Below are 21324 nucleotides of genomic sequence, written 5' to 3'. Positions count from 1 at the left end.
ATATTCAATCAAAATACAAACAAAAAGCGGGGCCGTTCTGAGTTATGTCATGAATAAGATCATGACTTCAGATCAACAACCCCGTTGTTTGAATGTTGTTTTTTGGCTGTATCTAGAGAAATCAATCGTTGTTTGAATTCAGCCAGTCCAGTTCAAGCGCTAAATTTCAGCATAGGCGCGATCGATCAAGCGCTTGGCAACCGTTTGGACACCCGTGTGATAGTAATAATTGGTGCTCATGTCCAAAAATGCACCAACATAATCCAGCTTGTCATCGGCAATGTCCACAAACCCTTGCAGGTGTTGCAAAACGATTTGGGGGTTGAGACTGTGATCGCTCACGAAGTTCCCCATCCAGCTCGAAACTGAGCTGAACGCTTGGCCAACAAACGCTACCTTGTCAGTGCCCGGAATCATCTTCTGGATGTTCCGAAACGCCTCGTTTTCTTCCATGCTTGATTGGGTAGCGCTGCCGATCCAATCGCCGGCCGCTTTGATGAAGTTCGGGCCCAAAGGCACTAATCCATCCAAGCAAACCATGGCTGCCATTCGCATTTTGGATTCTCCGCCGTAGTCGGCCAAGGAACCCAAAAAGTCGCCAATGCTGTCGCCGGGAATGCCATTAATTTGGCAATAGGCCAGCAATTCCACCACAATTTTCATTCCCAAATCGATCGCTTGGGCCTTCTCGGGCTTGGGAGTCAAATTCTGCAAAAAGCCCAAAAACGAAATATCTTGCCCCACCTTGTTGGCCATGGCAGCCGTGCCCAAGGCGCTTGCGGCGGTGTCCACGGTTTGATAGAGCCAAACGGCGCGTTGATAGCCCTCGCCTTCGTCGTTATACAGCTCGATCGCCCGGTCTTTGATTTGGGAAATTAAACCCGGATCGTCTTCGCCCGTGACGGTTTTGATCGTGCGATCGAACCCAATCAAGTTATCCCACTCGCCGGGAACCACAAAATCCAACGCATTCAGAACCGTGATGGTCATGCCGCTGGTGGGCAGTTCATCAACCAATTGCACAATGGATTTACCCATGAATTTTGATCCTCACTAAGACACAGGGTTTCCAAACAAGAAACAGACAAAAAGCTCAACCGAAACTAGGCAAGGGCTAGGCGAAAGCTAATAGCGTGACTGTTTTAGATCGTGGGGGCAACGTTTTGGAATCAGTCGTCATCACAAGGGACTCAAGCCCCTTGCTGCCTAACAATTAGGCAACTAGGCAACGGTGATAGCTGTTTGACCTGACCGATCAAAATAAGCTTGCCATGCTACTTAGTTCACACTAAGCGCCAATTCGGAAAATAGAAAAGTCAACTACTTCAAACGGGCCAAGCCGGAGAGATTAAACTTCTCAATCCAGTCTTCCCGATCGCTGGGTTTGAGGGTCGTAGACTGCACTTTCACCTGATAGCGATCGCCCACCAAGACAGCCGTTTGGTTTTTGCCCACTTGAACGGCAGGATAGCCGTCAATGTCATCATCGCTGCTTTGGAATTTGCTGAGACCGCTTGCATTGTTCGCCAAGTCATTAATCGACAACTTGGCCACTTCTTCGCCCGACTTCTTCAGCTTGGCTTCCGCAAATCCTTTCTTTTCCTGTTGGAAAACCAGGCTGTAGCCATCGCTAGTTTTCGGGAAATACTTATTCAGCTTGCCGCCCGCCACTGGCTTTTTATCAATGGGCGAGGGGCTGACACTGGGGCTGGGTTTGGGCGATCGACGATCGGAACCGCGATCGGTGGACTGATCAACAGAGCGATCGACCACGGTGGTTGGCGTGGGGTTGGGAGCCGGGCCGCGATCGCTGCGATCGTTGAGGGCCACACAACCACCCACCACCAGCAACAGGGTCAAAACAGCACCCGCCAGCCAACGGCCGGCCTTAGACGGCGCATTCATGGGCAAATTTCCTTATCATGAGGGTTTGGTCACTTGTTTTCCAGTCTAGGCAGCGTTTTTCATCACCGAACAGATGTGCCCACCGCCCGAGAAGATGGGTTCACCACACTTGGCAGCGATCGGCGCAAGCAGGGGAACTGAATTCGGATCGAGTTGGCCTCGGGATTCATCTAACTAGTCCAATTAGTCCAATTAATCCAATCGATTACATTCGATCAATCCAGTGAATGATTTAAGAATTGGTTAATGATCGATGGGTGCTTGATGGACGATCAACCCGATCGCTCCGGTGCGGAATGGTTGCTGGGAACAGCAAAACGACAATCTTGAAGAATGATGGATTTTGCTCCATCGTCCCTGACCTTTTGGAAATTTCGGCGTTTTTTAAGGCTAAATTTAACCCGTTGCCTGGGACGAATTCGAGAAAACCTGATCAAAGCATTTTCAATGCATTTCAAGGTATTTCAAATCAATTGCTGATTGTCTTGAGGTTGGGCCCGTGATGCGTGCGATCGATCCAAACGATCTGAATGATCCCAATGATTTAAATGATTTATTAGATCCATCGATCGATCAGTTAATTGATCGGTCGATCGGTCAGTTAGCTCGCCCGGCGGTGATGCCCGAGTCGATCGACCAACTCACCCAAATTGTCGCGGCCTGTGCCGATCGCCGTCAGCCGATCGTCCCCTTCGGCAGCGGCAGCAAGCTGGCCTGGGGCGATCGTCCCAAAGCTGCGGTGTTGCCCGTGGGATTGGGCCGGCTCGATCGGCTGGTGATGCATGACGAAGCGGACTTGGTGGCCACCGTGGAAGCGGGGATGAAGCTGCGGGATTTGCAAGCGGCCTTGGCCCCGTCGGGTCAGTGGCTGCCGATCGATCCGGCCTTTGCCGACACGGCCACCCTGGGCGGGATTGTGGCCACGGCCGATACGGGTTCCCTGCGCCAACGCTACGGCGGCATTCGGGATTTATTGCTAGGGATTTCGATCGTCCGGTGGGATGGGCAAATTGCGAAAGCTGGCGGCCGCGTGGTCAAAAACGTCGCGGGCTATGACCTGATGAAGCTGTTCACCGGTTCCTTTGGCACGCTGGGCCTGCTGGCGACCTTGACCGTGCGGACGTACCCGATTCCGGAGCAGTGCCAAACCCTGCTGCTGTGGGGCGATCGCCCGGCCCTGGCCCAAGCGGCCCAAGGCTTACGGAATTCCACCCTCACCCCGATCGCCCTGGATTGGGTTTGGGGCAACCCGGCCCTGCCGGACGCGGCGGTGGGCTTGGCCCTGCGGTTTGGCAGCGTCGCCCCCAGCGTGGCGGAACAGATGCGCCGCTCGATCGCCCTGGCCCAAGACTTGAGCTTGCAATCGATGGTGTTGAGCGAACCAGATGAAGCCGATTTTTGGCACCAGCTCCGCGCCGCCAGCACCCAGCCCACGAGCGATCGCCCCATTACGCTCAAATTTGGCGCATTGCCCACGGCGGCCCCGACCCTGCTCGATCGCCTGGCCAGCGGCCCGATCAGCCAAGGTCAAATCCACGCCAGCAGCGGCCTGGGTTGGGCCAGCCTCGGGGCGATCGAGGGCGATTGGCTGCGAACTTCCCGCTGGATTCGGCAATTGCGCACGGTCTGCGAAGCGGAGCAGGGATTTTTGACGTTGTTGCAAGTGCCCGCTGAACTGACCCATCAGTTTAAGCAATCCGATCGCTGGGGCGATCGCGGTTCGGGTCTGGCCCTAATGGGGAAAATAAAACAGCAGTTCGATCCGCACCAGCTCCTGAATCCCGGCCGCTTCTTGGTTTAGCGCCACGAGAGCGACCCCTGCCTCTCTCAGACAAGGGGCTTAAGCCCCTTGCCCCCCGACGATAGCGCCAGGGTTTCGGGAGGGGCGATCGATCAGTCCCAGCCGATCGACAGTTGCCAGATCATTGCCATCGCCTATTGGTTTCAACCCACCGACCCATGCAAACGAGCGATCGCCCGATTCCCGCCAAAGAGAGCAACTTTCTGGCCCAAAACCCCCATTTGGGTGAGTTGGCAGCCGGTCAGCGATCGGGCTTTGACCCCGACTCGCCGCCTGACCCGAAGCTGCTTGATTCCTGTGTCCATTGCGGGTTTTGTCTTTCGACCTGCCCCAGCTACCGCGTTTTGGGCAAGGAAACCGACTCGCCCCGCGGCCGCATCTATTTGATGGATGCGATCAACGAAGGAACCGCCGAACTCGATCGCACCACCGCCCAGCATTTCGACACCTGCTTGGGTTGCCTGGCCTGCGTCACCACCTGCCCGTCCGGCGTGAAGTATGACCAACTGATCAGCGCCACCCGGCCGCAGGTGGAGCGCAACGTGCCCCGATCGCTCCCGGAACAGGCTCTACGGACGCTGATTTTCCAGTTGTTTCCCTATCCCGATCGGCTGAAACTGCTGATGCCGTTCCTGTTGCTTTACCAGCAATCGGGCTTGCAAACCCTGGTGCGATCGACTGGCCTGCTCAAAAAATGGCTGCCCAACTTGGCGGCCATGGAAGAAATTTTGCCGCGCCTGAGCTGGGACAACCTCAACAACGAATTTCCCGAAACCATTCCCGCCCAAGGAACCCAGCGCTATCGGGTGGGCGCAATTCTCGGTTGTGTGCAGCGCACCCTGTTTAGCGGGGTGAACGCCGCCACCATGCGCGCCCTGACGGCCAACGGCTGCGAGGTGGTGATTCCGCCCAGTCAGGGTTGCTGCTCGGCCCTGCCATCGCACCAGGGCCAAACCAACCAGGCCCAGGCGATCGCCCGCCAGATGATCGATGCCTTCGCCGATACGAATGTGGACTACATCATCATCAACGCCGCCGGTTGTGGGCACACGCTCAAAGAATACGGGCACATGCTGCACGACGACCCGGAATACCGCGATCGCGCCGTCGCCTTCGTTGAAAAAGTGCGCGACATCCACGAATTCTTTGCGGAAGTGGGCTGGATTGCGCCGCTCCAGCCGATCGCCCCGGAACCGGTGACGCTGGTTTATCACGACGCTTGCCACCTGTTACATGGCCAAAAAATCAGCGCCCCACCGCGCGACCTGTTGCGGCAAATTCCGGGCGTGACCCTGCGCGAGCCGATCGATTCGCAACTCTGCTGTGGTAGCGCCGGGATCTACAACTTGTTGCAACCGGAAATTGCCGATGAGCTGGGCGAGCTGAAGGTGCAAAACCTGACCAACACGGGAGCCGATGCGATCGCCTCACCGAATCCAGGTTGTTCGCTGCAAATCCAAAAACATCTTGGTTTGCAAAATAAACCTGTGCCCGTGTTCCACCCGATCGAACTACTCGATCGATCCATGCGAGGTGAAGCATTGCCGAAGGGCGATCGCTAGACTGGTTCTAGGGGCTGTCGTCAAAATCCCCAAAACCCTGATCTTGGGTTGCCTAATCGTGAGGGGCAAGGGGCTTAAGCCCCTTGTCTGGGGCGCTTGATCCAGGAAGATCAACCATTTCGGCCTCAATCAATCGCATCTGATGACGCGCCCTAACCCTATCCAACCATTCAGTATGTCGGCACGGCCATGGTTGATGTCATGGATTCCCGCTATCTTTCTCCCGCAGAGTTTCTTGCTTGGGAAGCACAACAACCATGGCGGCATGAATACCTCAACGGTCGAGTCTATGCCCGCGCTGACAGCACGCTAGATCACAACACGATCGCTACGAATTTCGTGATTGCGCTGAAGCTTCATCTACGTCATCTGCGTGGTAAATCCTGCGGAGTGTTCATCAGTGAAGTGCAGGTGCATGTTTCAGAAAAAGGGCCCTATTTCTATCCCGATGTTGTGGTGAGTTGCGATCCTCGGGACTTGCGATCGCACCAGTTCATTCAATATCCCTGCTTGATTACAGAAGTGTTGTCGCCCGGAACTGCTGAGTTCGATCGCGCCCAAAAGTTTCAGCAATATGCCCGCATGGAATCCCTCAAGGAATATGTGTTGATTAGCAGCGATCGCCCGGCCCTCGATCGCTACTATCGGCCCGAGGGTGCGGCCCCAAATTGTTGGGAGTTAACCCGTTACGGGGCGATCGACTTTAATCCCAAAATCCTGACCCCCGATGAGCAACAGCGCTCACTGTCGGAAATGTCGTTTGAGCTAAAAAGTTTGGGATTTTCAGACACATTGGCCATGATCTATGAAGCGGTGCAATGGGGGACAGGGGAGTAATCTCCTGTTGCACCGTTTTGGCGGATTTGGCGGATACGACATTGGCAGATGCAAAATTCGCAGATGCAAACGGTGCTGTCTGACGGTTTCTTGGTTTGTGGGCTAGGCAATTTAGGACAACATTGTGTTGCGGCCTTGGCAAATTTTGGGGTGCGCGTCCGGGCGATCGAGCAAACCATTCCGAGTGGGTGGGATGTGCCGGATTTACCGGCCATGCTGGAACAGGTGATTGAGGGGGATTTTTGTCGATCGAGCATTTTGCAGCAAGCGGGGATTGCCGATTGTCGAGCCATTTTGCTGTTGGCGGGGGACGATCGCATCAACCTGAAGGCGGCCCTGGCGGCGCGCTTGCTGAATCCGGCGGTGCGGCTGGTGGTGCGCTCCAACCGTCCCCACTTGAATGACTTGCTGGCACGGCAGTTCGGCAACTTTGTGGCCTTCGAGCCTTCGCGGTTGTCGGCTATGGCCTTTGCCCTGGCCGCGTTGCAGGATCAGACGATCGGGGCGTTTGAAATTAACGGCGTGGCCTACCGGGTGCGCCAGCGATCGCTCCAGGCGGATGATCCTTGGTTGGGGGACATTCCCGCAAACCTCAACAATCGATCGCGCTTGATTTTGGGTCACTGGAGTGGTTCGCTGCCCCTGCCTCCCGATCCGCTGTTCTACGGGTCTGGCATTATGGATCCCTTCCAACTCGGTGATTGGGTGGCCTATGTGGAAATGCGGCGCGGGGGCCGTTGGCATGAGTGGGAGGCGGCCGCGGCGCTGCACTCGTCCCGGCGATCTCTGACTCCTGCACCGCGATCAACACCGCGTTGGCAACTGCTGCGATCGCTTCAGCAGGCTGCGCGATCGCTTCTCCATCGCAGTCGGCTGTTGCAGATCGCCCTGATCTATGCCGGAGCCGTGCTGGGCTTGCTGCTGCTGGGAACCGTCATTTTGCGGCACTACTCGCCCTACCGCGATTGGTTTGATGCCTTTTGCAACACGGCTTTGTTGCTGCTGGGGGGCTATGCCGATTTGTTTGGCGATCCTGCCCAGGCCAGTGCCGTGCCTCGCTGGCTGCGTTTGTTTGGGTTTAGCCTGACGGTGGTGGGCACAGGTCTGGTGGGCGTGCTCTACGCGCTACTGACGGAGCGGCTGTTGTCGTTGCGGTTGCGGTTTTCTCCCAGTCGCCCCCGCCTGCCGGACAAGGATCATGTGCTGGTGGTGGGGATGGGACAGGTGGGCCAGCAAATTGCCCGTTTGCTGTTGCAGTCTGGGCAGTCGGTGGCGGGGCTGACGCGCCAGGGCTTGGATGACAATACCTTGGGTGATTTGCCGCTGATGGTGGGGAAGTTGCCGGATACGCTGGATCGGGTGGAGCTAGAACGGGCTAAGTCGATCGTCTTTGCCACCGATGATGAAATTGCCAATTTGGAAATGGCGTTAATGGTGCGCCAAGCGTCGCTCTCCACGGGCTTGGTGATTCGTACGTTCGATCGCGCCTTTAGTGACACCTTGGTGGGGCTGTTGCCCGATGCGCAGGTGCTTTGTGCCTATGCCTTGGCGGCGGAAGCCTTTGCGGGGGCGGCCTTTGGTGAAAATATTCTCAGTCTCTACCGCTGGGGACGCACCACGATGCTGGTGGCGGAATATCGGATTGAGCCGGGCGATACGTTGGTGGATTTGCTGTTGGCGGAGTTTGCCTGTGGCTACGGTGCTGTGCCGCTGTTGCATGAGCGGGTGAGTCGCAAGGCGTTGGAGGATGGGGAACTGGACTTTCCGCGCCTTGATCGCCACTTGCGATCGGGCGATCGCCTGGTGGTGTTGGCTTCCATTGAAGGTTTGCGGCGGATTGAGCGGGGCGAGCTGGCTCCTCGATCGTGGTGTGTGCGGTTGCATTCCGCCAGTCCCCAAGCGGACTTTGAAGGGGCCAACGCGATCGCCCGCATCACCGGGTGCAGCTTGGCCCATGCGCGATCGCTGTTTCAGCGGTTGCCTACCTTGGTGGAAGTGGGCGAGCCACCCATGGTTTGTGCGATGTATGAATATCAGGCGCGATCGCTGGTGGCCAGTTTGCGACAGCGCTTAGTGGATGCAGAAGCCCTTTGCTGGGCGACGGATTTGGGGTAATGCTCGCGATCGCTTGGAAACTCTACGCAGGATCTGGAGCCAGATGAGCTGCTTGCCAGATTTGCTCGATCGTAATCGCTGGCTGCTGATCGGCCGATTGCTGGCCCATGGTTGAAAGAATAGGCGACTGAATTAAGCCGGATGGATCTTGGGGAATTTCGTCATATAACCCTTCTTGTAATTGCAGAATAGTCAAGCGATTTTCGAGGGGATCCACAATCCAATATTCAGGAATTCCCGCAGCGGCATATTCCGATCGCTTGTAGCGGTAATCCCGCCCGATCGAATCCAAGCTGACAATTTCCACAGCGAGCAAGGGCGGCGTTTCAAAAACCGCCGATCGCCCCGCTAATTCCTGCACCTGCTCCCGCTGCACCACGCATAGATCCACCACGCGCGATCGCCTAAATCCCGTCCTGACTCCGATTTCAGAAAATACCAGCCAAGGCAGATTAGCCTGCTGAATCGCCTGTTCAAAGTAATGGGTTAGAAACTTGGCAATCAAAAAGTGCTCGATTTTGGGTGGATTCATGGGAATTAGTTCACCATCCACAAATTCATAACGAACATCACTGGCTGCGTCATCGGTTTGATAATTGAGATAGTCCTCAAAGGTCAAGAGGCGATCGCGAGTTATAACCATCGAGTTCTGTCCTGATGTTGGCTATTTTGGTTCTTGCTTGAAATCTTGATTTCATTGAAATTTGAGATGGTTTGGAACTCTGGCTGATTGTGATTTTGGTTGGTGATTATTGTGATTTTAAGTAACTTGAATTGACAGTTATTCAATTGCTAAATGCTGGAAGGTTAGCGCGATCGGGCGGTTGCCAGCCGCAGGAATTTGATCGCGCAGAGTGATGGATTGTTCATAAACCAAGCATAGCTGACTCCTGCCGGCTGGTAAGGTGATCGGTAAGTTCAAATCCAGGGTTTGGTTACGGGATAAAAGTTCACTGCGCCACAGGAGTTCATCATCTAAAAAGATGCTGAGTCGCTGACTGGTCACAGGCACTGTCGCTTGAATTTTGAGCTGTCGAGTTTGAGACCGATCGCTCTGCAAATCCAGGACGGTCATGGGGGCCAAACCCCAGCGTTGACCTCGGCGATTGCGATCTAACCCGCCGCGAATTTCCACACCGCGCACGGTTCCGAACTGCACGAGGTCTAGCTCCGGCATGGTGGTTTTCAGGGGGGCGGCTTCCGGATCCAGGCGATCGCGATTGGCAGGATCTGGGCTGACGGGAGCTGGGTCAAGGAAGGGCGAGAAACGCAACAGTCGCGCCTGATCCAAATCGACGAGGCCTTGCCAGGGGGCTGGCTTGGGAATAAACACCACACGCCCCATGCCCGGCACGGTGGTTTTGGCGATCGGGTGGCCCAATTGAGCATAAAACTCCCTTTCGCATCCCCGAGCCAGGCGATCGACATAGAGATTAATGCCCGCAAAATCGCCCAATTGAAAGAATCGCCGAAAAAACTCCCACTCATCCCTGCGAAAACAGCGGCGCTGGCGTTGGGTTTGGTTTAAATCTGGATGATCGGGCAGGGCCAAATATTGCCAACCGGCTTCGAGGTAGGGGGTGAGCTGGCTGGGATGCAATCGCCCCAAATATTGCCCCACGGTGGCTTTGTGGTGAAACCGTCTAAGGGCGTGGGTGCTGGGATTATGGGCAAAAAAAGGGCAGGTGCCATCGCCACTGCCCACGCCGTTTCCCCCTGTTACGCAAAAGGGCCAGTCCAAAACAGCCGTGCCCGGCTGCTGGGCCACCAGGGCCATGTAAGGCTGAAAGCTGGGGGCTAGGGGTTGTTCGCGAGGTTTGAGGCCATAACCGCCGATCAAATCCAGCAAGCAGATTCCTGCCACGGCCCAGGCGGCCCAGCGGTTCCATTGCCGCGATCGGGCCGATCGACCCGCATCCGGCTGCCAACCCAGGCTGCATAGGGCCAAGGCGATCGGGAAGACCACCGTACCCCGTCCGGCCACGCGATTAAACGAAAACCAGGGAAACCATTGCAAAATCGGTAAATCCCAGGGGCGATAGGCCATTAAACAGCCCATCAACAAACCCAGGGGCACAAACGCCGCCCACCAGCGCCGCCGTTGCCAGCAGCCGATCGCCCCCGCCAGCAACAGCCCCCAACCAACCACCCCATCAAAGTCTGTTTCCAGGGGGCTGGGCAGCACAGCTCGCCACCAGCCAGCCGCCGCGATCGGGTTGATTTGAGGCCAATAGGGAGCCAGAAGGCGCAAGGGATGGGCAAACCAAGCCCGATCGAAGCTGTTGCTCCAGTCCAATTCCTTGGCTAACTGCACGATGGGAATCACCGGCAGCAGATATAACCAAGCGGCCCAAATGATCAGGGCGATCAATCCCCACTCGATCGGGCGGAAGGGCGGCCAGCCATAAATCCAATAGCCAAGCCGGAGCTGCCAATCTGGGTTCTTTTCGCTTTGGTTGGCATCGGCAGCCCGCTCAATCGCTGGGGTTCGCCACCGCCACCACCTCACCGCCAACATCCATCCTCCCGACAGCACCAGCGACAGCAGCCCAAACCCCGCCACATAGCCCAAGTCTTGGCCCAAACTGAGGAGCACCAACGCCACGCGCCCCAGCCACCAAGCCCGCCCGATCGCCCGGCCCCGCACAAATCGCCACACCAACACAAAATCCGTGGCCAGACTCAGGCCCAGCCAATGGACGATCGCCATGTTGCTATGGAACGGAAACTTACAAATCAGGGCATAGATGTTCAAAAACACCGCCCCGATCGCCGTCAAAATTGCCCGCCGTTCCCCAAAGTCCGGTTGCAAAATCCGCGCGATGCCAAAGAGGGCGATCGCCACCGACAGCAGAAAATATAGTTTTAGCCAAGGGCCCGCTCCACCCAGGCTGAAGAGCAAGGCATAGAACAAATCCCGCTCCAGACCCCAGGCCTGGAGAGCCACTTGCCCCCCGTAGGGATAAAACGCCCGATCGCTGACTAAATCGATGTGCGGCAGAGGCCACCAGTGCCAATGCTCCCGCACATAAAATCCCATCGCTTCCCAGAGATCCGTGTCCCCCGCTCCCACCACCGGGAGCCAAGGCTGGGGCCCCAAAATCAACCCCCCCAGCAGACCATACAACAGCGCCGCCAACCACCACCCCTGAGGATGTCGTGTGCGGGCGCTGCGCCAGGCCGCTGCCAGGGCCTTGGTCTTAGTCTTGAATATATTCCGCACCGGTGGCCAAAGCCTGTTCTGCACGCATGAACTCTCGGCCTAAATAAGCTGCATGATCCAGCATTGAAACCGGTATCGGCTGGGTTTGTTCGAGCAATTTCACACAGAGTTCCTTGGCGGTGCGTCCGGTATAGAGGGCCTCGGCCGTGCGCGGAACAGAACCCTTCGCCGGAATCACCTTGCCGGTGACCGGATCCGTGGCCAAGCCCCGATCGTTAATCACGGTGCTGTAGTGTTTGGCGCAAATTAAGGCCTGTTCCCGATCGAGGTAGATCACGAAATAGCCAGCCGGGTCAAGGTCTAAAGGCCGTTGGGATAATTCATCGTCGATCGCTTGGCGTGTTTCCACAGAATTGAGGGTCATATCAACTGACATATTGACGGGTAGATGAATGGATCAATTATCAGATGAATTTGATGCCTAATCACGATTCACATTGCCAAGCTGCGACGAAATAAACCGATCCATCCAACCATTCAAGTAGGCAATATTAGCCGATTGATGGGCCGGGTCAACCGACTCCAGGGGATGGGGAGCCAAGCCACGCAGCGCCGCCGTGGTGACACAATACATGGACTTTTGAAATGATTGGCAAATTTTCACCAATAAATCGTCTTCATGGCGCAGGCTATTTTCATAGAATTGATGCAAATAATCGGGCACAAAATGCCGCATGTCCTGCATCAGAAGGGTCGGCGGAATGCCTGCGCCACCCACGGGCAATGGGTCAGCGTAGAGCGCACCATAGGCGAAATCTCCCTGTTCGGTGGGGATGCGGGCCGCTTGGGCATTGTAGGAAATCGTGCCACTGAAGGGGGTTCCCCGGAAAAAGACCGCCTCCACGTAGGGCACAGCCGCATCCATCAGGAAGGTCATCTTGGCCGATCGGGGCACAATGTCATAGGTCACCCCGCCCAATTCCACGGCATATTCGATCGGGGAATTGGCCCCCGCCACCAGACCATCTTGGATATGTTGAACCACCTGGGGAATGGTGGTGATTTTGCGGCGATCGTACTGATCTGAAAGGCTCATGAACATGTCGCTCATGATTCGCCAAAATTGCCCCAAGGCTCGGTAATAGGCTAATTGCCGCACTTGCTCTAGCAGAAATTCAGGAAAGAGCTGATCCATTCCCAGGACGATCGGGTTTTTGGCGAAACGGGCCCGAATGGCTTTTTGAGCAAGGGCAATAAATTCTGGTGAATCCAAATAGCTATCGTAGCGGCCGCCCCCATGCCAGAACATGGCTTTCATGCAATATTCGGCATATTCAAAATTGATTCGATCGTGCTGCCAATGTTTCAGTAACTTTGGCAGCGAAATTTCGCCATTAAAGTATTTAAAAAACGGGAAGAATCGCAAAAATTGATGTAGAGCAATATAGTTTAGGTTATTAGAATAGGCATCTAAAACAATGCCGTAGCTATGCAAAATGCCCACCACTTCCAGCACGTTGCTGGGGCTGTCTTTCAGCAGTGCTTCCCCTTGCAAGAGCTGCTCGATCGTGCTGTTCAGGGGATGGGTGGCAGTCATAGAGAGCATGGGTTAAAAACCTTAAGCTGGGGCAAGGGTATTGAAATTTGCAGTTTGAATTCGTGGCTTGAATTCGTGGCTTGGGAACTGGTAATTCTAAGAGGATGTCTGAAGAGCCAAAACTGTTACCTTCCGGGTCTCACCAACCGGCAAAGACAAGGGGCTTAAGCCCCTCGCCCCCACGATCACGACTAGTGCCTTGCAAGTACCCCAAGTCACTGCTCAGACATCCTCTAGCCATCTGATTATATGAGGATGCCAAAGGAGCAATCAGAATCGGCCTGCGGTTGGTGACGTTCGTGCCCGATCGCGGAGTGATGACCGGGGTGATCGGGTGGCAAAAAAACCAGAGCGGTGATTACTTAGGGGCTGTGATGGGCCGCTAGGGCGATCGCGGTGGTGACTGGCTCGCTCCAGTAGGCTAACCAACTGGGTTGCAAACCAAACAGGGCGATCGGGACGGCCAAAGCAATCGCCGGGGCCCGATCGAGCCAACTCACTGAAGGCAAATTGGCCACCCGCTCCGTCAGCCGCCCAAAAAACGACTGATTCAGCAAAATCAGGAAATAGACCGCCGTTAGCCCCGTGCCAACCATGCAGAGCAACGTGTAGATCGGATAGGTGGGGAAACTGCCTCGGAAGATCAAAAACTCCGCAATGAAGCCCGCCATCCCGGGAATGCCGCTACTGGCCATCACCCCCAACACCATCAGCGACCCCACCACCGGCAAACCCCGCTGGGGATTAAACAACCCACTGAGGTCACTCAGTTGGCGAGTGCCCACCTTTTTATAAACAATCCCCACCAGCAGAAACAACAGGCCAGAAATCAAGCCATGGGCCACCATCTGAAACTCTGCACCCATGAGGCTGACGGGGGTGGCCGCCGCCGTCGCCAGCAAAATAAAGCCCATGTGACCCACGGAACTGTAGGCCACCAGGCGTTTCATATCCCCGTTGGCGATGCCTTCGGAAATGGCGGCAAAGGAACCATAGAGCACACTCACCACGGCCCAGGCGGCCATCCAAGGCGCAATTTGGCTCCAGGCTTCGGGGAACATGCCCAACCCAAACCGGATTAAGCCATAGGTTCCCAATTTCAGCAGCACGCCGGCCAGCAAAACGGAGATGGGCGTGGAGGCTTCCACGTGGGCATCGGGCAGCCAGGTATGGAGGGGAACCAGGGGAATTTTGATGCCAAAGCCGACCACAAGCAGCGCCAACAGCAAGAGTTGAGAAGCGGCGGGCAAGAGGGAGTCGGGGGCGGTTGCTTGGGCGATCGCAAATTCCCGCAGGGGTTCATAGCCAAAGGTGCTGAAACCGGCGGCGCTGGCTAATCCTAGGAAGGCGGCCAAGATCAAAATTCCAGAAACGGCTGTGTAGATCAAAAATTTGGTGGCCGCATAGCCGCGCCGGGCCCCGCCCCAAATAGCAATCAGGAAATAGAGGGGAATGAGTTCTAGCTCATAGAACAGGAAGAACAGCAGCAGGTCTTGGGCGAGAAAGGCTCCGTAGACACCGCTGGTGAGCAACAACAGCAGGCTGTAGTAAAACCGGGGGCGGTTGATGGCTTCGTTGGTGCTGAAGATGGCGATGCCGACCAGCAAGGTGTTGAGTACCACCAGCGGGAAGGACAGGCCATCAATGGCGAGGCTGTAGCTGAGGCCGAGCCGATCGATCCAGGGGAAGGACTCGATCAGCGCTAGGCGATCGGTTCTGGGGTCAAACTGGGTCACGATCACGCCGGTAACGATCGTCAGGCCAATCCAGTTCAAGATGGCCGCTTGGCGGGCCTGGGTGGCGTTGACTTTGCCGGGCCAAAGGGCGATCGCGATCGCCCCGACAATGGGAATCCAAACCAACAAACTCAGCAGCACAGTTTTTTCCTCTTTGTCTCAGCAATCACGCGGCCGTTGATCATGCAGCCGTCTCTTTGCCGGTTATTTCCCTGATCTCCTGTTCCCTGGGCGCTCGGTTGCTAGAACCACAGTTGCGCCAAGGACCATCCAGCCAAAACCACCATCATGCTGATGCTGATCAGCACCACCAGAACGTAGCCTTGGGATTGGCCAGAGGTGCTGTATTTCAAGCCTTCGCCACCAAACAGGGCCGCCACTCCGACCAAGTTCACCAAGCCGTCAATGATGTAGCGATCGACCCAGGCCGTGAACCGGGCCGCCGCCCCCACCACGAGGGCGATGGTGATCCGATAAATTCGATCGATATAAAAGTCATAGGCCAACAGGTCTTGCAGGGCCGGAACCGGCAACTGCACCGGCCGCGCCACTGCCCCAAAGCTATAGATGGCAATTCCGATCGCCGCGCCCAGGGCCGCCGAAGTCACCAGGGCGATCGTTTCCGTGATCGGAAATTGCAGCATTCCCACCCGGGTTAAGAGTAGTTGCCACCGCTCCAACATCAAGGGAACCAACAGGGTCAGCACGATCGAGGACACGATCGGCACGGCCATCGTCCAGCCCACCTCCGGGGCCCGGCGAGTTTTGGGTTGTGTGGAGCCGCCAAACACCAGCCCAAACACTCGGGCCAAATTCAGCGCCGTCAAACCATTCACCAACAAAACCACCGCGATCGACCAACTGGGCATGGCTGGCTCGCTGAGCCACCGCTCCATGGCCCAAAAGGATCCCAAGGGCAACAGGGCGACCATCCCCATGGAACCAGCCACAAAAGCCATAGTAGAAACGGGCATTTTTGACCACAAACCGCCCATTTGGGTCATGTCCTGGGTGCTGGTGTTCAGAATGACACCGCCAATGCTGGTAAAAAGGGCCGCCTTCGCGATCGCATGGGTCAGCAGCAACAGCAACGCCACATCCGTTTGTTGCAACCCCACCGCAATAAACACCAACCCCAGATAGGCGCTGGTGGTGTGGGACAGGGCCCGCTTCAGGTCAATTTGGGCAATTCCCACCAACGAGGCCCCGATCGCCGTCATGGTTCCCAAGGCAATGGGAATCGCCGACCCCAAGGGCGACAGGGCCAACACCGGAGCCAGCTTAATCAGCACATAGGCTCCACAGGCCACCACGATCGAGTTGCGCATCAGGGAAGCCGGATTGGGCCCCTCCATGGCTTCGTCCAGCCACAGGTGCAGCGGAAATTGGGCACATTTGCCCGTGGGCCCCGCAATTAGGGCGATCGCCAGCAAACCCGCTTGCCAGTCCGTTAACTGGGCCGTTTGGGCCCAGTCCGCCAAATCCGAAAAATTCAAACTGCCGCTGAGGGTCGAAAGGGCCAACGTCCCCATCAGCAGCAAAATATCCCCCACCCGCTTGGTCAGAAAGGCATCCCGGGCCCCCGTAACGGCCAAGGGTTGTGCGTACCAATAGCCCACGATCAGATAGGTGGAAAGGGTCAGCATCTCTAGCAGGCAGTAGCTCAACAGCAACGAATCGCTGATCGCTAAGCCGCTCATGGCCCCTTCAAAAAAGCCCATCATGGCGAAGAATCGCGCCAAGCCCCAGTCTTTTTCCAGGTAACCCAGAGAGTAGACCTGTGCCACCAAACTCAGCCCCGTGACCAGTTCCATGGCCCCCAAGCTGACCGGAGAAACCTCCAAGACAAAGGAGAGCTTGAAATCCGCTACCTCCAGCCAATTGAAGCTGAGGTATTGCGCCTCCTGACCCCAAAATTCCCGAAACAGCCAACCGCCGTGGATGGCGGCCAAAATTGTCATCAATAGGTTGATGTAGGCGGCGGGCCGGGGCCCCGTGCGGCGGATGGTTCCCGTGGCCCAAGGCAGGGTCATCAACGCCCCAATCAAGCCATAGGCCGGCACAAGCCAGACGGTTTGCACCAGCCATTGAGTCAGGGGGGGTAAGGCGGTCATGGGCGATCGCGCTCAAGGTAAGGGTGAACAGGAAAATTTAAAAAGGCCCAAGATGGCGCAATGAGGCAACAACGATCACGAACGATCGAAAACAGCGATCGAAAAGACCGAAAAGGATGATCGGAGGTTCACGATCGGCAGCGATGACCAAGAACAGTGATCAGCGGCCGCCAAAGGCAGGATCTCGCAACCGGAGCGAGCAAATGGTTTAGCCGACGGCCCCGCCAGGGTGGGTTGCAAGGGGTGAGCCGCGATCGGGCTACAGCAAATGGGCCGCTGAATGGGTCAACATCCAGCGGTGATGCGGTCAATGGGCGATCGCGCCCTTGGGGAGGTCTGCCCTGGCCCGATCGGCCGCGAGACAGACGGCGAGTTGGCCGGCCATCGTTAAGCCTAGCAAGTGATTGGATCGGTTTTGATCCTCTGCGATCCTCAGTTTGGCATCCCCCTGAACTGGGTTCGCGCCACTGCTAAGGGAATCCTGGGGCGATCGAGTGTTTTGACCGCTGAGGATGCGGATCCCATGCGGTTGCTTTTGATCATTTTCAGATCATTCCATGCCAAGTGTTGATGGGATACCTGGGGAAATCGCGATCAACTTTGCAATTCCTTTGTGGGGGGATTAATTTTTCTGATTTTCTGATAAGCGAACGGGGGCTTAACCGCAAGTTATCAAAACGATTGAGATTAAAAAAGCTGATTGGGGACGCTTTTCACTACACTAGGGAATAGGCAAACTAGTTAGTAAAGCGTTCATTCCTGCCCAGGTAGCAATCCGTAACGAATCGTTGCGGGGCGAATTGCCTTAGGTGCTGTCCCCTGTAGCCTAATGCGTAGGGAGCCGTAACTAGGCTTGGGAAGTTCGTCAACGCTATTCTGCGGGGGAATCGCGGGTTCAGTGGGTTTTTTTACGAAAACCCGCGTTCTATCGTGCGTATTATTTCCAATTCTTGAGAAATAATGGCTAGCGCCAGATCCCCAAGGGGGGTACGATAAATGCCGCGATCGCACTAGCGCAGGGACGATCGTCCTTGGAAATAACCAAGGCGTTCTACAACATTCGCGTTTACGACACAACATAAGGAGTTCGGCAATGCCTATTGCAGTCGGAATGATTGAAACCCGTGGTTTTCCCGCCGTTGTGGAAGCCGCTGATGCGATGGTGAAGGCCGCTCGGGTGACCCTGGTGGGCTACGAGAAAATCGGTAGCGCCCGCGTGACCGTGATCGTCCGTGGCGATGTGTCGGAAGTGCAAGCTTCCGTGGCCGCTGGCGTGGAATCCGTGCGCCGTGTGAACGGTGGTGAAGTGGTTTCGACCCACATCATTGCCCGTCCCCACGAAAACCTGGAGTATGTGCTGCCGATCCGCTACACCGAGGCAGTGCAACAGTTCTCGGAATAGTCATCCAAGCGCGAAGTTGGCTGCGTTAGGCTTTGACGCAATTTCAGCGGGCAGCAGTTTTTAAGCGATCGAGCATGAGAATCAGTCGTCTCCATCAGAGGTCTAATCCCGGTCATCGGGCAATTTAAACCATTGGTGTTGAGATCAAGGTTCTGAGTGCGCTGGCATGACGCGATCGCCCTATCGAAATTGGTTAAGACCTAACTTCATCCAACGGGCTAAAAATTTTTGTTTAGGTCTGATAACGACTCGATCGCACTGTCGGTTAGTCAGTGCGCATCCCGATATTCCGAAACAATGCAATTTATTGAATTGCAAAGCGTTTTTAGAACTTTCTGATCGAGGCGATCGCTTCGATCAAGTCAGTGGCTAAAACGGATAGGAGTGTTGAGGGTGAGTCCTCGTAAAAAAGCTTCAAAGTGCCTGTTGTTTTCGCGATCGTTCACAGTGCTGGTTTGAATCAGTTGCTATGCAAATTGCACGGGTCTGCGGCACGGTGGTTAGCACCCAAAAGGAACCCAGCCTACGGGGTGTGAAGTTTCTGTTGGTGCAGTTGGTCGATGCGGCCGGTCAGCTCACGCCGAAATATGAGGTGGTGGCTGACGGGGTGGGGGCTGGCATGGATGAATGGGTGCTGGTGGCCCGGGGCAGTGCTGCTCGTCAAGTGGAGGGGGGCGAAGGTCGTCCAATTGACGCGGCGGCCATTGCGATCATCGATACCGTGAGCGCTGAAAACATGCGCTTGTACAGCAAGAGCGATGAAGACCGGCTGTTGTTGCCCAATAATGCCCGGTTGCCCAATTAAGCTCACCAGTGCGGGATGGCCAGGAAAGGTCTAGGGATCCCCTAGGTCTGTTCCAGGTGTTTTCATCAACGGCAACCTGAACATGGCGATCCGGCGATCGAATCAATTTTCAGATTCCAAATCACTTGCCGGATCCAATGTATGGAAGGCAGCCAGTTTGTCCCTGCTGACCTGGGTTGTGGATGAAGCCAACTTCACCGCGATGGAGTAAGAAGCTTCCTGGTTGCGGCATTCGTTAGCGAATCGCAGCAATTGTTAGTGAAGTCGTGACGGAGGTTTTTAGCATGGGATCGCGAGGGGCAAATGGAACGGTTCTTGATCGGAAGTCAGTGGCTTCCGATCAATCCGTGCGGCCCGCCATCCATCCCACGGCTCAAGTTCATCCGTTCGCCAATGTGGTTGGTCAAGTAACGATCGCCGCTGGGGCAAGGGTGGGGCCGGGCACATCGGTGCGAGCCGATCGGGGCGCAGCGTTCCACATCGGTGCGGGGGCATCGGTGGAAGACGGAGCGCTGATCCATGGATTGGCCGACGGCTGTGTGTTGGGGGATGACGGCCAAGATTATGCGGTTTGGATTGGTGAATCGGCGACGGTATCACACCTGGCGCTGATTCACGGCCCCGCCTACATTGGCAGCAATTGCTTCATTGGCTTTCGATCGACCGTGTTTAATGCGCGGGTCGGCGATGGCTGTATTGTGATGATGCATGTGCTGATTCAAGACGTGGAAATTCCGTCGGGGCGTTACGTGCCGTCGGGTTCGACGATTCTGACGCAGGAACAGGCCGATGCGTTGCCGGTGGCTCGGGAGCGCGATCGGGAGTTTGTGCGCCAGTTGGCCGGGTTGGATCATTGGCCTGAGGGGGCGATCGCCAACCCGACGGGCAATTGGCCCGCCAACGGTTCTGCTGTTCAAGATTATCGTTCTGAAGGTTCTGGGGGTTCCGTGGTTACGACGACGTTGAGCGCCGAGTTGGTGCAACAGGTTCGCCAATTGCTGGCTCAGGGATACCAAGTCAGCGCTGAATATGCCGACGCACGCCGCTTCCGGGCCAATGCCTGGACAAGCTGCGCCCTGCCGCGATCGGCCTATGAAAGCGACGTGCTGACGGCCCTAGAAGGCTGCCTGCGTGATCACGCGGGTGAATATGTGCGGGTAATCGGGATCGATCCTGCGGTTAAGAAACGGGTTTATGAATCGGTTGTCCACCGCCCGGGCGACAAGGTGGGTCAAGGTACGGTCACCGGTGCCAAAGCCAGCCAACCGAGCAGCAACGGCAACGGCTCCAAAGCTCCGACCAGCAATGGTGCGGTTGGTGGTGACTTGGCCACCCAGGTGCGCCAACTGCTAGCCCAGGGCTACCAAATTGGTACTGAACATGCGGATCCGCGCCGGTTCCGGGCGAATGCTTGGACGAGCTGCAAGCCGATCGACTCCACCAGCGAGTCCCAAGTGTTGAGCCTGCTGCAAGGCTGCTTGGCTGACCACGCGGGGGACTATGTGCGCTTGATTGGCATTGACAAGCGGGCGAAGAAGCGCGTTTTTGAATCCGTGATTCAACGGCCCGACGGTTCCGGAGCCAAAGCCGTGACCGGCGCTTCGGCAGCCGCTGCCAGCAACGGTGCAGCGGTGGCTACGGGTGGCATTTCGGCGGAAGTGGCAGCCCAAATTCGGCAACTGGTGGGCCGGGGTTGCAAGATCACGGCGGAATTTGCCGATGTGCGTCGTTTCCGCGCCAATGCCTGGACGACTTGCGGTTCGGTGCAAGCCACTTCGGAACGGGAGGCGATCGCGTCCTTGAGCGCCTGCATGGCCGATCATGCCACCGCCTATGTGCGACTGGTGGCCGTGGAACCCGGCAGCAAGCGCCGCGCCGCTGAAATCATTGTTCAGCGTCCCGGTGTGCAAGCAGCTAATAATGCGGTGAGCTTCAGTGCCCCTGCGGCGGCCAGCACCAATGGTTCTGCCCCGGTGAGTGCTGGAAATGTGCCCGCTGCCGTTGCCCAGCAAATCCAAAAGCTCCTGAGCCAAGGCTACCGAATTGGTGCTGAATATGCCGATGTGCGTCGGTTCCGGGCTAATGCTTGGACGAGCTGCGGCGGTCTGGAAGGTTCCTCGACTAACCAAGTGCTGGCGGCCCTGACGGCTTGCTTGGCAAATAACCCCACGAGCTACGTGCGTGTGATTGGCATCGACCCGACGGCCAAGAAGCGCGTTTACGAAGAAGTGGTTCAGCGTCCCGGTCGCTAAGACCTGGAGGCCCCCATCCCCCTACTCGGCTGCCG

The 21324-nt window shown here is 56.4% G+C and carries 15 protein-coding genes; 7 read left to right on the top strand and 8 right to left on the bottom strand.

Going from position 1 to position 21324, the window contains the following annotated elements; all coding sequences use genetic code 11:
* Positions 1–159: 159 nt before the first annotated feature.
* Positions 160–1038 carry a hypothetical protein gene (locus tag AC2IAX_RS06385; protein WP_494389822.1) on the bottom strand — a complete coding sequence of 293 codons (879 nt, stop codon included), beginning with the start codon at positions 1036–1038 and terminating at the stop codon, positions 160–162.
* Between the two features lie 282 nt (positions 1039–1320).
* Positions 1321–1905 (bottom strand): hypothetical protein, encoded by a 585-nt coding sequence (locus AC2IAX_RS06380; RefSeq protein ID WP_494389821.1) that lies wholly within the window; start codon positions 1903–1905, stop codon positions 1321–1323.
* Between the two features lie 502 nt (positions 1906–2407).
* Here AC2IAX_RS06380 and AC2IAX_RS06375 point away from each other — a divergent pair.
* The 4 genes from AC2IAX_RS06375 to AC2IAX_RS06360 all read left to right on the top strand — a co-directional run bounded on the left by AC2IAX_RS06375 (position 2408) and on the right by AC2IAX_RS06360 (position 8220).
* Entirely contained in the window at positions 2408–3706 is a 1299-nt protein-coding gene (locus AC2IAX_RS06375) for an FAD-binding oxidoreductase (RefSeq protein ID WP_494390302.1), read from the top strand.
* Positions 3707–3864: 158 nt separating this feature from the next.
* Positions 3865–5268 (top strand): (Fe-S)-binding protein, encoded by a 1404-nt coding sequence (locus AC2IAX_RS06370; protein WP_494389820.1) that lies wholly within the window; start codon positions 3865–3867, stop codon positions 5266–5268.
* Between the two features lie 201 nt (positions 5269–5469).
* Positions 5470–6105, top strand: a complete 636-nt coding sequence (locus AC2IAX_RS06365) for a Uma2 family endonuclease (RefSeq protein ID WP_494389819.1) — start codon at positions 5470–5472, stop codon at positions 6103–6105.
* A 48-nt stretch (positions 6106–6153) separates the two neighbouring features.
* Entirely contained in the window at positions 6154–8220 is a 2067-nt protein-coding gene (locus tag AC2IAX_RS06360; protein WP_494389818.1) for an NAD-binding protein, read from the top strand.
* Between the two features lie 22 nt (positions 8221–8242).
* Here AC2IAX_RS06360 and AC2IAX_RS06355 read toward each other — a convergent pair whose 3' ends face one another.
* From AC2IAX_RS06355 to AC2IAX_RS06330, 6 genes are all read right to left on the bottom strand, one after another.
* A complete protein-coding gene (locus AC2IAX_RS06355) occupies positions 8243–8863 on the bottom strand; it encodes a Uma2 family endonuclease (RefSeq protein WP_494389817.1) in 621 nt (206 codons plus the stop codon).
* A 138-nt stretch (positions 8864–9001) separates the two neighbouring features.
* Positions 9002–11443: a hypothetical protein gene (locus AC2IAX_RS06350; protein ID WP_494389816.1), complete on the bottom strand. Its 2442-nt coding sequence runs from the start codon at positions 11441–11443 to the stop codon at positions 9002–9004.
* The gene (locus AC2IAX_RS06345; protein ID WP_494389815.1) at positions 11421–11807 is read right to left on the bottom strand and encodes a DUF4346 domain-containing protein; all 387 of its coding nucleotides are present in this window, start codon (positions 11805–11807) and stop codon (positions 11421–11423) included. The genes AC2IAX_RS06350 and AC2IAX_RS06345 overlap by 23 nt, the downstream gene beginning before the upstream one ends.
* A gap of 57 nt (positions 11808–11864) precedes the next feature.
* Positions 11865–12989: a CO2 hydration protein gene (locus tag AC2IAX_RS06340; protein ID WP_494389814.1), complete on the bottom strand. Its 1125-nt coding sequence runs from the start codon at positions 12987–12989 to the stop codon at positions 11865–11867.
* Between the two features lie 353 nt (positions 12990–13342).
* Entirely contained in the window at positions 13343–14854 is a 1512-nt protein-coding gene (locus AC2IAX_RS06335; protein ID WP_494390301.1) for an NADH-quinone oxidoreductase subunit M, read from the bottom strand.
* A gap of 104 nt (positions 14855–14958) precedes the next feature.
* On the bottom strand, positions 14959–16812 hold the full coding sequence (locus AC2IAX_RS06330) for an NAD(P)H-quinone oxidoreductase subunit F (protein WP_494390300.1): 1854 nt from the start codon (positions 16810–16812) through the stop codon (positions 14959–14961).
* A gap of 1111 nt (positions 16813–17923) precedes the next feature.
* Between AC2IAX_RS06330 and AC2IAX_RS06325 the strand changes: the two genes are divergently transcribed.
* The 3 genes from AC2IAX_RS06325 to AC2IAX_RS06315 all read left to right on the top strand — a co-directional run bounded on the left by AC2IAX_RS06325 (position 17924) and on the right by AC2IAX_RS06315 (position 21289).
* A complete protein-coding gene (locus AC2IAX_RS06325; protein WP_099533298.1) occupies positions 17924–18232 on the top strand; it encodes a carbon dioxide-concentrating mechanism protein CcmK in 309 nt (102 codons plus the stop codon).
* A 469-nt stretch (positions 18233–18701) separates the two neighbouring features.
* Positions 18702–19037 (top strand): beta-carboxysome shell vertex protein CcmL, encoded by a 336-nt coding sequence (gene ccmL, locus AC2IAX_RS06320; RefSeq protein WP_099533297.1) that lies wholly within the window; start codon positions 18702–18704, stop codon positions 19035–19037.
* A gap of 329 nt (positions 19038–19366) precedes the next feature.
* Complete coding sequence (locus AC2IAX_RS06315; protein WP_494389813.1) at positions 19367–21289, top strand: RuBisCO small subunit-like domain-containing protein; 1923 nt, start codon at positions 19367–19369, stop codon at positions 21287–21289.
* Positions 21290–21324: the final 35 nt, after the last annotated feature.

Source organism: Limnothrix sp. HT2024 (assembly GCF_059138625.1).
The sequence above is the reverse complement of the archived record's forward strand: the minus strand, read 5'-3'. Positions and strand labels throughout refer to the sequence as shown.

Coding starts and splice junctions, on each gene's coding strand:
- AC2IAX_RS06385 (WP_494389822.1), bottom strand. CDS start 1,038: ATGGGTAAATCCATTGTGCAATTGGTTGATGAACTGCCCACCAGCGGC.
- AC2IAX_RS06380 (WP_494389821.1), bottom strand. CDS start 1,905: ATGAATGCGCCGTCTAAGGCCGGCCGTTGGCTGGCGGGTGCTGTTTTG.
- AC2IAX_RS06375 (WP_494390302.1), top strand. CDS start 2,408: ATGCGTGCGATCGATCCAAACGATCTGAATGATCCCAATGATTTAAAT.
- AC2IAX_RS06370 (WP_494389820.1), top strand. CDS start 3,865: ATGCAAACGAGCGATCGCCCGATTCCCGCCAAAGAGAGCAACTTTCTG.
- AC2IAX_RS06365 (WP_494389819.1), top strand. CDS start 5,470: ATGGATTCCCGCTATCTTTCTCCCGCAGAGTTTCTTGCTTGGGAAGCA.
- AC2IAX_RS06360 (WP_494389818.1), top strand. CDS start 6,154: ATGCAAAATTCGCAGATGCAAACGGTGCTGTCTGACGGTTTCTTGGTT.
- AC2IAX_RS06355 (WP_494389817.1), bottom strand. CDS start 8,863: ATGGTTATAACTCGCGATCGCCTCTTGACCTTTGAGGACTATCTCAAT.
- AC2IAX_RS06345 (WP_494389815.1), bottom strand. CDS start 11,807: ATGACCCTCAATTCTGTGGAAACACGCCAAGCGATCGACGATGAATTA.
- AC2IAX_RS06340 (WP_494389814.1), bottom strand. CDS start 12,989: ATGCTCTCTATGACTGCCACCCATCCCCTGAACAGCACGATCGAGCAG.
- AC2IAX_RS06325 (WP_099533298.1), top strand. CDS start 17,924: ATGCCTATTGCAGTCGGAATGATTGAAACCCGTGGTTTTCCCGCCGTT.
- ccmL (WP_099533297.1), top strand. CDS start 18,702: ATGCAAATTGCACGGGTCTGCGGCACGGTGGTTAGCACCCAAAAGGAA.